The sequence below is a fragment of the Pseudomonas sp. F3-2 genome (genome assembly GCF_038804275.1).
Classification (GTDB): domain Bacteria; phylum Pseudomonadota; class Gammaproteobacteria; order Pseudomonadales; family Pseudomonadaceae; genus Aquipseudomonas.
Map to the genome: position 1 here is coordinate 4,911,696 of NZ_CP152388.1, position 14,494 is coordinate 4,926,189.

The window sequence follows — 14,494 nt, forward strand, 5'->3', positions numbered from 1 at the left end:
GAAGCGAGTATAACCAATGCGGCGCAGGTTTCCGTCAAAGTGCGTCAAAGCGCCACAGCTGTTGAACTGCCTGCGGCGCCAGTGTGCGAAAGGATCGGCCACATGACCGCAAAGGCATCCTGCCGACGTGTCGACCGACACGGCCGAGACAGGATGCCGAGTGCTGCGGTGGATGGTCGCTTGGTCCGGGTCAGGTTCAGATGAGCTTAAGGTACTTGAGCACGTCCCGGGTCAGCTTGCCAGCCGGCGTCAGCGAGTTGATGATCCACAGCGGCGAATTCTTGTCCAGTAACTCGCCTCGCAGAAACATGAGATATGCCTTGCCGTCTTTTCCCATTTGATCGACTGCGGCACGTCTGGCACCGCAGATGGCCTTGTAAATCTCGAACAGCTCAGTCTTGGACTGGCTGCGGCGCAAGTCAGCGGGATTGCCAGTCGCCCACGCCGCGATTTCTGCGTCTTGCCAGTGACTGTTTTGCGGATGGCAAAAATACGCACTTGCTACTCGAACCGGGTCCGCGCTGCTGTCCCCTTCCCAGTAAGCCACCATCGCCGCAGCCACTTGCCCGACAGCGTGTGATGCCAAAGAACCTGCGAGCAGATGCAGCGGGTGTTCAGTGTGATCTTTCGCCAGCTGTGAGTGCGTGGGATCCGTAGAACCATTGTCATGTGGATCCTGTCCGTAGCGGGTTTGCCAATCATCAACGCGCTCGCCGAATTGCTTGAGCATATCCGTCATCACGATGCCCACGGCATTACCCACGACGACCGCAGGCCCTTGCAGATAGAGGGCGCAGCGCTGCAGAAACTCGACGAAGGGCAAACCCACCCACTCGTCACGAGTATCCAGATAAGCCTTGAATATCTCCAGATACCGGGGGTTGTGATGCTCCTCGAGCAAGATCATCAGAATCTGCTCGCGAGGACTGCGCTCTCCGGGTTTCAGTGGCTGGTAGGTGACATCTTCAGTGGAAAACAGTACCTCTCCCAAAGGACCGGCCACGCTGGCAAGGACATCGGTCGCGCCGAACATTCCGGTTACCAGTGGCAAACCGGCTTTGCAGTCCGCCGGGGAAGTCCATGGCACCACGGCTTCATGGCCTGCCTTGATCAGACCGAGCTCGACGAAATTGGAATGAGCGAAGAAATCCTCCAGGACATGCAGCGCCGACCCGAAAGCGCGTAAACCCTGTGCGTTTTTCTTTTCCGTCATGGCGATTCGAAGCTCGCTCTGCATGAAGCTCAAAGAGCGCCCGATGTATCGCTTCATCGATGTGTCGTAATCCACTTCCAGCAAGGGACTTCCGGGCATGACCAACGGCTCGAAATCCGGGTCGCGCGTGGTGGGATCCGGCGCACGGGTATCGATGGTCTTGGGATTGTCGATGTGCTCGCTCGGGCGATACACACCAAGCTTGTCCGGAGTCACTGTGAACAGGTGCGCACTGTTGTGACGCAACCAGTTGAAACGCTTGATGGACAGCACGTCGACGATTCGGGTCAGGGCGTCGCGGGACAGCACGTCGGGGAAGTTCTTCGGCATGCTCGCCGCGCGAACGATTTTCGGATCGAGCAATTGTGAGTAGTCACGCAGCCAGTTGCCGAAGTAAATGGCCTCGAGCTCGACGTCGCGAAACCCGAATGGCTTGAGTACTTCTTCGATTTGCAGGTGGGTCATTTTGCCGCCGTCGCCATCGCCTGCCTCGAACGCTTCGCGGTCAGGGTGCACGTGCGCTGCATCGGCCCTGTCGTAGTCGGCGCGGCATTTCTCGATGATGCGCATGCGCGCCATGTCCCAGTCCATCTGAACGTCGAACATCTCTTGACCGGGGCGCAAGCGATAGCGCGCGATCGTCACGCGCGGCGAAGAGGTTTGCCCGAGCACTGCCATCCAGAACGCAAAGCGCACGCCTTCCTCGCCTGCGGCATCAGAGGCTGATTGTCGGTTGCCGCCGGCGCGTGGATGGACGTCACGGCGCAGGATGTTGTCGACGTGATGGCCAGACTCGTGAAGCAGGATATCGAGCAACGTCGTGTCATGTGCGTCGTCAAGGGCCAGGCTCACCGCCTTGCGGTTGATGCGGATGACACGCTCGCGGTTGTCATAGTCGGCGACTGGACCGCCCGCGGTGACGATGATCGGCGGGCTGACAATCCGCCCGGCCAGCAAGTCCTCGCGAAACTGCAGGCAGGTGTCCGGACCAATGTCGGTGCCGAAAATGGTGGTCAGGATACGCACGAAGGCGTCGGCTGAACGGGTTGCGGCGACCTGGGTCAACAGGTCCAGCGCGAATGAGCTGTGGAGATGCTCGTTGAGCGGATCTTCCGGGGGAGCGGTTGCGTATTGATAAGCCACGATGAATTCTTCCTTGAGTAATAGAGATGCGCTGGCCTCTGCCTGAAGTGGAGGGCCGTTCCGTGCGCTGTCATGTCAGCGGGTAATCGCGAGGTGGATTGTCAGCCAGCACTGCGAATTCGCAAATCAGTCAAATCAACGGCTTGCGTAGGAGAGCGGGAATCGTGCGGCAGGGAAAACGCAGCCTGTGCCTGCGAAACGGGAGGCCCGAAAAGCGAAAGCGCTCGATCCCGATTGATGGCCTTTGCGCCCGTCGCCAGGCATCTGCTGCGGCACGCCGGAACAAGATCCCGGGATTACAGTCTCATTGGCATCCGTCCGACAAGCCATGTCGAATGCGCAACGGACGGCTCGCCAAACAAGGAGTTTTTATGCTCAGCCTTCGCCCCACCGCCACACTTTTCACCTTGGGCGCCCTCGCTCTGGCCAGCGCCCCGGTCATGGCCGATGAGGTCCATTACAACCAGGTTTCCGTGCGTGCCGAAGTCAATCAGGAGGTCCAGCGCGACCTGATGACCGTCACGCTTTACACCGAATCTCAGAATTCCGATCCCGCCAAACTGGCCGCCGGTATCACCGAAACCCTGAACAAGGCGCTCGGCGACGCACGCAAAGTCAAGGAAGTGACCATTCGCCAGGGCAGCCGCAACAGCTATCCGATCTATGACGACAAAGGTCAGAAAATCACCGGCTGGCGTGAACGCGCTGAACTGCGGCTGGAAAGCGCCGATTTCGCAGCCTTGTCGAAATTGACCGGCGACCTGCTGGGCGGTGACATGAAAATGGGCGGCATGGACTTCTCCATTTCCGACCCGGCCCGCAAAGCCAGCGAAGACACCCTGCTCAAAGACGCCGTCAGCGCCTTCAAGACCCGCGCGCAACTGGTCACCGACGCACTGGGTGGCAGTGGCTACAAACTGGTCAACCTGAATCTGAACACGTCGGGTTACCCGCAGCCGTACCTGCGTGCGCCGGTCATGATGATGAAAGCGGCACGCGGCGACGCAGCGCCCACACCGGATGTCGAAGCCGGCACCAGCCAGGTCAGCGTCACTGCGGACGGCGTGATCGAGGTCGCGATTCCCTGATGCAAAACGGCGGCAGCTCTGGCTGCCGTCGGTTCCTCCCTTCCCCTCACGCCGACGCCGTGCGCTTCTCGCAGAACGCCGTTGCCTGGCTTGCCCTTGCCCTAGCCCTTGCCCTTGCCCACTAAGACAATCGCCGACTCGCACCTCGCTCAGTCATAAGGTTAGAACGTCGCGTGCCTTGTCGAGCCGATAAACGGTACGGCATGCTCTGCGGTCTATCATCAGCCCGATGACTCAGGCATTACATGAATGCCACACTTTATGAGGTTCACATGGAGAAAACCTTCAAGCCCCTGCTTCTGGCGGCGGCAATCGCGCTGAGCGCACCCTCCGTTCAGGCCGCCAGCACGCTGGTGTACTGCTCCGAGGCCAGTCCCGCCGGTTTCGACCCCAGCCAATACACCAGCGGCACCGAGTTCGATGCGTCAGCCGAAACCGTGTTCAACCGGCTGACCCAGTTCAAGCGCGGCGGCACGGATGTGGAACCCGGGCTGGCAACCCAATGGGAAGTGTCCGACGACGGTTTGACCTACACCTTTCACCTGCGGCCCGGCGTGAAATTCCACACCACGGACTATTTCAAACCCACCCGCGACTTCAATGCCGACGACGTTTTGTTCACCTTCAACCGGCTGCTCAACGCCGATGATCCATTTCGCAAGGCCTATCCGTCCGAGTCGCCCTACTTCACTGACATGGGCATGAACACCACGATCAAACAGGTCGAGAAAGTCGACGAGCAAACGGTCCGCTTTCATCTGAACAACATCGATGCCGCGTTCATCCAGAACCTGGCGATGAGCTTCGCGTCCATTCAGTCCGCCGAATACGCCGCGCAGTTGCTGAAAGAAGGCAAGGCCGGCGACATCAATCAGAAGCCGGTGGGCACCGGGCCGTTCGTGTTCAAGCGTTATCAGAAAGACGCCCAGATCCGCTACGTCGGCAACAAGGAATACTGGAAGCCGGAAGACGTCAAGCTCGACAACCTGATCTTCTCGATCAATACCGATGCGGCCACGCGTCTGCAGAAGCTCAAGACCGGCGAATGCCAGATCAGCGGCTACCCGCGCCCGCAGGATATCGAAGAGGCGCAGAAGGACCCGAACCTGAAGGTGCTGAGTCAGGCGGGCTTCAACCTGGGTTTCCTCGCGTACAACGTGACGCACAAGCCGCTGGATCAACTGAAGGTCCGCCAGGCGCTGGACATGGCCATCGACAAGCCGGCGATCATCAAAGCGGTCTACCAGGGCGCGGGGCAGTTGGCACAGAACGCATTGCCACCGGCGCAGTGGAGCTACGACCCGGCGATCAAGGACGCGCCCCACGATCCCGAGAAAGCCAAGCAACTGCTCAAGGAAGCGGGCGTTGCCCCAGGCACGCAGATCAATCTATGGGCGATGACCGTACAGCGCGCGTCCAACCCGAACGCGCGCATGTCGGCGCAGATGATTCAGTCTGACTGGGCGAAGATCGGCATCAAGGCCAACATCGTCAGTTACGAATGGGGCGAGTACATCAAGCGCGCCAAGGCCGGCGAGCACGACGTGATGATCTACGGCTGGACAGGCGACAACGGCGATCCGGACAACTGGCTCGGCGTGCTCTACAGCTGCGCGGCGGTCAACGGCAGCAACTACGCCAAGTGGTGCAATACCGGTTACGACAAGCTGGTAACCCAGGCCAAGCTGACCAGCAATCGCGACGAAAGGATCAAGCTGTATCAGCAAGCGCAGAACATCCTCAAGAACGACGTGCCGATCACGCCGATCGCCAATTCCAAGGTGTTCCAGCCGATGCGCAAGGAAGTGCAGGACTTCAAGCTGAGCCCGTTTGGCCTCACGCCCTTCTATGGGGTGAGCCTCGCCAAGTAGCACCGGCGAAAAGCAACAGCGAAGTAACACTTATGATACAAGCGGGTGCATTCGCAACGGCGCAATGCACCAGAAAAGCGCAACAAAAATATCGATATGCGACACGCAAACGTTCAACAGCGTCAGGAATTATAGTTTTGCGACATTCCTGTACGTTCGTGCCACTCTTTGACACTTCGTTGGCGCCAGCATCTTGCTTTGGGTATGGCGCCTGCATAAGTATCCTCGGGATCGGCCCAAAAGGCCGTACCCTCAATTAAAAAATGACAACAACTGAGGCCACCATGCTCAAAAAAGCGGTCATTCCGTTTCTTCTCGGCGCAGGTTTGATCGCCAGCGCTCCCTTCGCTCATGCAGCATCGAATCTGGTGTTCTGCTCCGAAGGCAGCCCCGCTGGTTTCGACCCAGGTCAATACACCACCGGTACCGACTTCGACGCTTCGGCCGAGACCGTTTTCAACCGTTTGAGTCAGTTCGAACGTGGCGGCACCGCTGTCATTCCTGGCCTGGCCACCAGCTGGGACGTGACCCCGGATGGCCTGACCTACACCTTCCATCTGCGTGAAGGCGTCAAGTTCCACACCACGCCGTACTTCAAACCGACTCGTACCTTCAATGCCGACGACGTGCTGTTCACGTTCAATCGCATGATCAACAAGGACGATCCGTTCCGTAAGGCGTACCCGACCGAGTTCCCGTACTTCACCGACATGGCGATGGACACCAACATCACCAAGATCGAGAAGATCGACGAGCACACCGTCAAGATGACGCTGGGCACTGTCGATGCCGCCTTCATCCAGAACCTGGCGATGAGCTTCGCGTCCATTCAGTCCGCTGAATATGCCGCCCAGTTGCTCAAGGAAGGCAAGGCCGAAGACATCAACCAGAAGCCGATCGGCACTGGCCCGTTCGTGTTCAAGAGCTACCAGAAAGACTCCAACATCCGCTTCACCGCGAACAAGGACTACTGGAAGCCTGAAGACGTCAAGATCGACAACCTGATTTTCGCCATCACCACCGACGCTTCGGTTCGTGCACAGAAGCTGAAAAAGGGCGAATGCCAGATCACCGCTTATCCACGTCCAGCGGACCTTGCGCCACTCAAGGCCGATCCTGCGCTGAAGATGCCTGATCAGGCTGGCTTCAACCTGGGTTACATCGCCTACAACACCCTGCCGACCATCAAAGGCGATTCCAAGCCGAACCCGCTCTCCAAGCTGGAAGTTCGTCAGGCGCTGGACATGGCGGTCGACAAGAAAGCGATCATCGACGCGGTCTACCAGGGCGCGGGCCAACTGGCCGTCAACGCCATGCCGCCGACCCAGTGGTCCTACGACACCACCATCAAAGATGCGCCGTTCGACGTCGCCAAAGCCAAGGAACTGCTGAAAAAGGCAGGCGTGGCTGAAGGCACCGAAATCACCCTGTGGGCGATGCCGGTTCAACGTCCGTACAACCCGAACGCCAAGCTGATGGCTGAAATGCTTCAGAACGACTGGAAGAAGATTGGCATCAACGCCAAGATCGTCTCCTACGAGTGGGGCGAGTACATCAAGCGCGCCAAGAACGGCGAAAACGGCGCGATGCTGATTGGCTGGAGTGGCGACAACGGTGACCCGGACAACTGGCTCGGCACCCTGTTCGGCTGCGACGCGGTCAACGGTAACAACTTCGCCAAGTGGTGCGACAAGCCGTTCGACACCTTGATCCACCAGGCCAAGGAAACCACCGATCAGGCCAAGCGGACCGAGCTGTACAAACAGGCTCAGCACTTGCTCAAAGACGCTGTCCCGATGACGCCTATCGCTCACTCGACTGTTTATCAGCCGATGCGCAAGGAAGTTCAGGACTTCAAGATCAGCCCATTCGGTCTGAACTCGTTCTACGGCGTGAGTGTAAGCGGTAAGTAATTTATCCATATGACTTCACGGTCGCGTTACCTTCGGGTATCGCGACCGTGTCGTTATGTGCGCACGATCTGAATGAAAATGAATATCGTTAGATGCGTAATTGATTGCAGTAGGATCTTGCCTACTAACAATATTCACTTTTCCTACAAACATTGAAGTATTCGTCACTGTTTACTGTGCGGCCAGACAGACATACCTTCTGACGCCCGCACCTGATATTTGTCGTCTATCTGAACGGCGGGGTTATCCCTGAACGTCAAATCCATTTGCGCAAACGATTGCCATGGGTTTTCCGGTCATTTCAGGTTATTCACGATAAGGATTGTCATGCGCAAAACTATTGTTGTTCCGTCGCTTTTAACTGTTGGGCTATTAGCCACTATTCCTGCGGTCCTGGCCGACACGAAAAGCCTGGTGTTTTGCTCCGAGGGCAGCCCCGCCGGTTTCGATATCGCGCAGTACACATCGGGCACCGACAACGATGCAGCAGAACCGATCTACAACCGCCTGGTCGAGTTCGAACGCGGGGAAACCAGCGTCGTGCCTGCTCTGGCGACGCGCTGGGACGTATCGGCGGACGGGCTGACCTACACGTTTCACTTGCGCGAAGGGGTGAAGTTCCACAGCAACAAGACCTTTACGCCAACGCGCGACTTCAATGCCGACGATGTTCTGTTCACCTTCAATCGCATGCTGCAAAAGGATCATCCATTCAGGGTCGCTTACCCGACGGAATTTCCTTACTTCACCAGCATGGGCCTGGATAAAAATATCAAGTCGGTTGAAAAGTCCGGCCCGATGACGGTCGTCTTTACCTTGAACAAAGTCGACGCGGCATTCATCCAGAATATGGCGATGAACTTCGCCTCCATTCTGTCGGCAGAATATGCTGACAAACTGATGGCATCGGGTAATGTTCGCGATATAAACCAATCCCCTATTGGTACCGGACCATTCGTATTTCAGCGTTATCAGAAAGACGCGCAGATCCGTTATGTGGCCAACAAACAGTTCTGGGATCCGGCGAGAGTGAAGATCGATCAATTGATTTTCGCCATTAATACCGACGCATCGGTGCGGGTGCAGAAACTCAAGCGCGATGAATGCCAGGTCACGTACAACCCAAGGCCTGCCGATGTGCAGGCGCTGAAGGCCGACAAGCAGTTGAAGGTCATTGAGAAGCCCGGCTTCAACCTGGGTTACATCTCCTACAACGTGCGGCATGCGCCACTGGATAACCTGCAGGTTCGCCAGGCGCTGGACATGGCCGTGAACAAGCCGGAAATCATCAAGGCGGTGTATCAAGGCGCCGGACAGCTGGCGCAGAACGCCATGCCGCCGACGCAATGGTCCTTCGATGACACCGTCAAGGACGCGCCCTACAACCCTGAAAAAGCACGCGAGCTGCTACGCGCGGCGGGCGTGAAGGAAGGGACTGAACTCACGCTGTGGGCCATGCCTGTCCAGCGCCCTTACAACCCCAACGCCAAGCTGATGGCGCAGATGCTTCAGGCGGACTGGGCGAAGGTGGGCATCAAGACGCGCATCGTCAGCTACGAGTGGGGCGAATACCTCAAGCGCAGCAAAAACGGCGAGCACGACATCTCCCTGATCGGCTGGACCGGCGACAACGGCGATCCGGACAACTGGCTCGGCACGCTGTACAGCTGCGCGTCCATCGGCGGCAACAACTACTCGATGTGGTGCGACGAGAAATACGACGCGCTGATCAAGGCCGCCGTGGCCACCGCTGACAAGGACCAGCGCATCGGGCTTTACCAGCAAGCCCAGCATTACTTGAAGCAACAGGTCCCCATTACGCCGATTGCCCACTCGACCGTCAGTCAGCCACTGCGCGCCGAGGTCCAGGAATTCCAGGTGAGTCCGTTCGGTCGCAACAACTTCTCGGGCGTCAGCATCACCGAATAACCAGAAAAAAAGGCCAGGGGCGATGTTCGCCCTTTGGCACCGCTTTACCCGCATTCAGCGGACAGGAGCAACAAAGGCCCACGAGGCCGAACCATAAAGCGGGCTAAACCATAAAAAGCCCGCCTCTATAAAAGCAGTAAACGGGAGCTTCAAAACGTGAAAAAAGCCAGCACCGCTGTATTCGCCTTTTCCGCCATCGCGTTGAGCGTCGCGGCCCAGGCAGAGCCAACCAGTCAGGCGTTTGTACCGACCACATTGGCCACCACCAACGCCCAGAGCGAAGCGAAGGGTTTCCTGGAAGATTCGAAAATCACCGGATCGACCAGAAACTGGTATGCCAACGAACTGTTGCGTCGTGGCGGCACCTTCAGCCGCAGCGAGAACGGTGTCGTGGTCGATCGCGATCCACGCCGTATCAACTGGGTGCAAGGCACCATCGTTGATTACAGCTCGGGCTTCACCCAAGGCACGGTTGGCTTCGCAACGCAGATGGCGGTCTACAACGCCGTCGCGCTCGACCGTGACAAGGATGACTTGATGGGCGGCAGCAACCGTACCCTGACCAAAAACAACGGTGATCCGGTTGGCCAGTGGAGCAAGCTGGGCCTTGGCAACATCAAGGCACGCATCTCCAACACCACCCTGACCGCAGGTCGTCAGTCCCTAAATACACCGGTGCTGGCTTACATCGGTAACCGCGCGCTGCCTTCGAGCTTCGAGGGTGTGAGCATCCTCAGCGAAGAATTCAACAACCTGTCGTTCACTGCCGGCAGCTTCGACCGCGTGTCTCCGCGTTCCGAACAGAGCCTGACCAAGTTCCGCTCCGAGTACACCGCCAACGCGAACATCGAAGCCGACCGTGTGGACATGGCCGGCATTGACTACAAACCGTTCAACAGCCTGACCACCAGCTTCTACGCGTCCAATGTTCAGGACTTCTGGCACCAGTACTACTTCTCGTTCCTTCATGAGCTGGGCGATACCGACGTACTGGGTCTGTCCACCAACCTGAACTACTACAAGACCAAAGATTCCGGCTCGAAGAAAATGGGCCCGATCGACAACGACACCTACTCCCTGTCGTTGACCGCAACGCACAAGGCGCACAGCTTCAGCGTTTCGTATCAGGAAGTGAACGGCGACACCTATTTCGACTACGTTCACGACAGCAACGCCATCTTCCTGGCCAACTCCCTGCTCTCGGACTTCAACGGACCGAACGAGAAGTCGGTGCAACTGAGCTACCTGCTGAACATGGCCGACTACGGCGTGCCTGGCCTGAAGTTCAACATTTACCAGGCGCGTGGCTTTGGAATCGACGGCTCTCACTACAGAGGCACAGCCTACGATGAGACCGGTCTCGATGGCACTGTCGCTCACTATGAATACGGTATCGGTACGTCCTACACAATGCAGTCGGGCCCGCTCAAAGCGTCGACCATGCGCGCGACATATACCACTCATCGAGCAAACTCGACCGCGCAAATCGACGGCAGCATCAACGAGTTCCGTCTGGTGACAACCATTCCGTTCAACATTCTGTAAATCAAAACCGACCGGTGCTTCAGGCGTTTCCCCAAGGGCCTGAAGCACCGGTCTACTCATGGCTTCATCACTTGCGGAGGGCGTTTACGTGAAATCGACATTCAAACTCGCAACATTACGCAACGCGGTCGCACTGGCGCTGTTCAGCGTCGCGGTCGGGGTTTCGGCCAAGCCTCTGGTGGTCTGCACCGAAGCCAGCCCGGAAGGCTTCGACACCGCGCTTTACACCACCGCCGTCACGGCCGACGCTGCGGCGGAAACCATTTACAACCGTCTGGTGGACTTCAAGCCCGGCACCACTGACATCGAGCCTGCGCTGGCCGAGAGCTGGGACATCAGTGAAGACGGCCTCAGTTACACGTTCCACCTGCGCAAAGGCGTCAAGTTCCACACCACCGAATCCTTCAAACCAACCCGCGACATGAATGCCGATGACGTGGTCTGGAGCTTCCAGCGTCAGCTGGACCCGAACCATCCGTGGCACAACCAGTCGCAGGTCGGCTATCCCTACTTCGAAAGCATGGGCTTCAAAGAACTGCTCAAGAGCGTCGAGAAGGTTGACGACAACACCGTCAAATTCACCCTGACGCGTCGCGAAGCGCCATTCCTGGCCGACGTCGCGATGGCGTTCGCATCGGTTTACTCGGCTGAATACGCCGACCAGTTGCTCAAGACCAACAAGACCGATGAGCTGAACAGCCACCCGGTCGGCACCGGCCCGTTCGTCTTCCAGCGTTACGCCAAGGACGCTCAAGTGCGCTTCAAGGCCAACCCGGACTACTTCCGCGGCAAGCCGCCAGCCGACACGCTGGTGCTGGCCATCGCCACCGATAACAACGTGCGCCTGCAGAAACTCAAGGCGAACGAGTGCCAGATCGCGCTCTACCCCAAACCTGACGACATCCCGAGCATCAAGAAGGATGCAAATCTGAAGGTCGATGAGCTGGAGGCGATGACCACCGCCTACATCGCGATGAACACGACCCACAAGTACATGAGCGACGTGCGCGTGCGAAAAGCCATCGACCTGGCCTTCGACAAAGAAGCCTATGTCAACGCGCTGTTCGGCAAAGGCAACGCGCTGGTGGGGGTCAACCCGTATCCGCCGACGCTGTTGGGTTACAACAAGGACCTGAAAAACCCGGCTCACGATCTGGACAAGGCCCGCGCCTTGCTGAAAGAAGCCGGCGTGCCCGAAGGCACCGTGTTGACCCTGTTCACGCGTAACGGTGGCGGTCCGACCAACCCGAATCCGATGCTGGGGGCACAGATGATGCAGGCGGATTTAGCGAAAGTCGGCATTAAGTTAGATATTCGCGTCATGGAATGGGGCGAAATGCTCAAACGCGCGAAAAACGGCGAACACGACATGGTGTCGGCAGGCTGGGCAGGTGACAATGGCGACCCTGATAACTTCCTGACCCCGAACCTGAGTTGCGAGGCCGCCAAAAACGGCGAAAACTACGCGCGCTGGTGCAATCAGAAGTTCCAGACGTTGATCGATCAGGCCCGGGAAAAAACCGACCCGGCCGAACGTGCCGCGCTCTACGAGCAGGCTCAAGCGGTCTTCAATCAGGATCAGCCATGGATCAGCATGGCGCACACCAAGATGTTCACTGCAATGCGCAAGAACGTAGAGGGCTACCACATCAGCCCTCTCACCACTAATAACTTCGCTACCACCCAAGTGAAGTAGAAGAAGAATCCGGCGGGCTCCTGGCTTGGAACGAAACGTTTTGACGCGAAGGTGAGGCTGTTTGAACGCAGCATCACCGAGTGTCGGACGTTTCGGACCCAGCCTGACAGAGACCCGCAGGAACACGCCTAACCGGCAGATGAGGTACACGAGAAGATGTTTAGTTTTATCGCTCGCCGAGTGGGGTTACTGATACCCACCTTCTTCGGCATCACCTTGCTGACCTTCGCCTTGATTCGTCTGATTCCAGGCGATCCAGTCGAAGTCATGATGGGTGAACGCCGGGTCGATCCGCAAATGCACGCCCAAGCCATGGAACGTCTTGGCCTGAACAAACCCCTTTATGCGCAATACATCGACTACGTCGGCAAGCTCGCCCATGGCGATCTCGGCGAGTCGCTGCGTACGCGCACGAGCGTGTGGACGGAATTCACATCGCTGTTCCCGGCAACACTGGAACTGTCGATTGCGGCGCTGATATTCGCTGGCATCCTCGGGCTTCTGGCCGGGGTTATCGCGGCCCTCAAACGAGGGTCCCTGTTCGACCATGGGGTCATGGGTGTCTCGCTTGCGGGATACTCGATGCCGATCTTCTGGTGGGGCCTGATTCTGATCATGTTCTTCTCGGTGACGCTGGGCTGGACCCCGGTGTCCGGGCGTATCGACCTCTTGTACGACATCGAGCCGAAAACCGGCTTCATGCTGATCGATACCCTGCTCAGCGATGAAGAAGGCGCATTCATGGACGCACTGCGTCACCTGATTCTGCCGGCCATCGTGCTGGGCACCATTCCGCTGGCGGTCATCGCCCGGATGACCCGCTCCTCGATGCTCGAAGTGCTGCGTGAAGACTACGTGCGTACCGCGCGGGCCAAAGGCCTGTCGCCGGCTCGCGTGGTGTTCGTGCACGGCCTGCGCAACGCGCTGATCCCGGTGCTGACCGTTTTCGGTCTGCAAGTGGGCACGCTGCTCGCCGGTGCGGTACTGACCGAAACGATCTTCTCCTGGCCGGGTATCGGCAAATGGCTCATCGAGGCCATCGGCGCCCGCGACTACCCTGTCGTGCAGAACGGCATCCTGTTAATCGCCTGCCTGGTGATTCTGGTCAACTTCGTGGTGGACATCCTCTACGGCTTTGCCAACCCACGCATTCGTCACCAGCGCTGAGATCACTTTTTTATGAGCACACCTACTCCCGTAGTAGCAGTCGATCAAAGCCTGCTCTACCCGTCCGTATACAAAGAGTTCTGGCAGCATTTCGCCAAGAACAAAGGCGCAGTGGCCGGTCTGGCATTCATGCTGCTGATCGTGTTCTGCGCCATCTTCGCGCCATGGGTCGCGCCTCACGACCCGAGCGAGCAATACCGCGACTTCCTGCTCACCCCGCCGGTCTGGCTGGAAGGCGGTCAGTGGCAGTTCCTGCTGGGCACCGACGAACTGGGCCGCGACCTGCTGTCGCGACTGATCCAGGGCTCGCGCCTGTCGCTGCTGATCGGTCTGTCGTCGGTGGTGATGTCGCTGATTCCGGGGATCCTCATGGGTCTGCTGGCCGGCTTCTTCCCCAAAGTGCTTGGCCCGACGATCATGCGCCTGATGGACATCATGCTGGCGCTGCCATCGCTGTTGCTGGCAGTGGCCATCGTCGCGATCCTCGGCCCTGGCCTGATCAACACCGTGATCGCCATTGCGATCGTCTCGCTGCCGTCGTATGTCCGTCTGACCCGTGCTGCGGTGATGGGCGAACTGAACCGCGACTACGTGACCGCTGCCCGTCTGGCCGGCGCCACGTTGCCGCGCCTGATGTTCATCACCGTGCTGCCCAACTGCATGGCGCCGCTGATCGTTCAGGCAACCTTGAGCTTCTCCTCGGCAATCCTCGATGCCGCGGCGCTGGGCTTCCTGGGTCTGGGTGTGCAACCGCCGACGCCTGAGTGGGGCACCATGCTCGCTTCGGCCCGCGACTACATCGAACGCGCCTGGTGGGTGGTGAGCCTTCCGGGTCTGACCATTTTGCTCAGCGTGCTGGCAATCAACCTGATGGGCGACGGTCTGCGCGATGCGCTGGACCCGAAACTCAAGAACGCCGCCTGAGGACG

At 58.4% G+C, this 14,494-nt stretch carries 9 protein-coding genes; 8 read left to right on the forward strand and 1 reads right to left on the reverse strand.

Annotated elements, in window-relative coordinates:
* Positions 1 to 196 precede the first annotated feature (196 nt).
* Positions 197 to 2,356 carry an HET-C-related protein gene (locus tag AAGQ88_RS22110; RefSeq protein WP_342653578.1) on the reverse strand — a complete coding sequence of 720 codons (2,160 nt, stop codon included), beginning with the start codon at positions 2,354 to 2,356 and terminating at the stop codon, positions 197 to 199.
* A gap of 371 nt (positions 2,357 to 2,727) precedes the next feature.
* Here AAGQ88_RS22110 and AAGQ88_RS22115 point away from each other — a divergent pair, with 371 nt between their 5' ends.
* The 8 genes from AAGQ88_RS22115 to AAGQ88_RS22150 all read left to right on the forward strand — a co-directional run bounded on the left by AAGQ88_RS22115 (position 2,728) and on the right by AAGQ88_RS22150 (position 14,489).
* Entirely contained in the window at positions 2,728 to 3,444 is a 717-nt protein-coding gene (locus AAGQ88_RS22115) for an SIMPL domain-containing protein (RefSeq protein WP_342653579.1), read from the forward strand.
* Positions 3,445 to 3,716: 272 nt separating this feature from the next.
* Positions 3,717 to 5,315 (forward strand): ABC transporter substrate-binding protein, encoded by a 1,599-nt coding sequence (locus AAGQ88_RS22120; RefSeq protein ID WP_342655864.1) that lies wholly within the window; start codon positions 3,717 to 3,719, stop codon positions 5,313 to 5,315.
* Positions 5,316 to 5,599: 284 nt separating this feature from the next.
* Positions 5,600 to 7,228: an ABC transporter substrate-binding protein gene (locus tag AAGQ88_RS22125; protein ID WP_285422545.1), complete on the forward strand. Its 1,629-nt coding sequence runs from the start codon at positions 5,600 to 5,602 to the stop codon at positions 7,226 to 7,228.
* Positions 7,229 to 7,555: 327 nt separating this feature from the next.
* The gene (locus AAGQ88_RS22130; RefSeq protein ID WP_342653580.1) at positions 7,556 to 9,157 is read left to right on the forward strand and encodes an ABC transporter substrate-binding protein; all 1,602 of its coding nucleotides are present in this window, start codon (positions 7,556 to 7,558) and stop codon (positions 9,155 to 9,157) included.
* 156 nt (positions 9,158 to 9,313) lie between these two features.
* The gene (locus AAGQ88_RS22135) at positions 9,314 to 10,702 is read left to right on the forward strand and encodes an OprD family porin (RefSeq protein WP_342653581.1); all 1,389 of its coding nucleotides are present in this window, start codon (positions 9,314 to 9,316) and stop codon (positions 10,700 to 10,702) included.
* An 88-nt stretch (positions 10,703 to 10,790) separates the two neighbouring features.
* Entirely contained in the window at positions 10,791 to 12,398 is a 1,608-nt protein-coding gene (locus AAGQ88_RS22140) for an ABC transporter substrate-binding protein (protein WP_285422548.1), read from the forward strand.
* A gap of 156 nt (positions 12,399 to 12,554) precedes the next feature.
* Positions 12,555 to 13,565: an ABC transporter permease subunit gene (locus AAGQ88_RS22145; RefSeq protein WP_285422549.1), complete on the forward strand. Its 1,011-nt coding sequence runs from the start codon at positions 12,555 to 12,557 to the stop codon at positions 13,563 to 13,565.
* Between the two features lie 12 nt (positions 13,566 to 13,577).
* Positions 13,578 to 14,489: an ABC transporter permease subunit gene (locus tag AAGQ88_RS22150; protein WP_285422550.1), complete on the forward strand. Its 912-nt coding sequence runs from the start codon at positions 13,578 to 13,580 to the stop codon at positions 14,487 to 14,489.
* Positions 14,490 to 14,494: the final 5 nt, after the last annotated feature.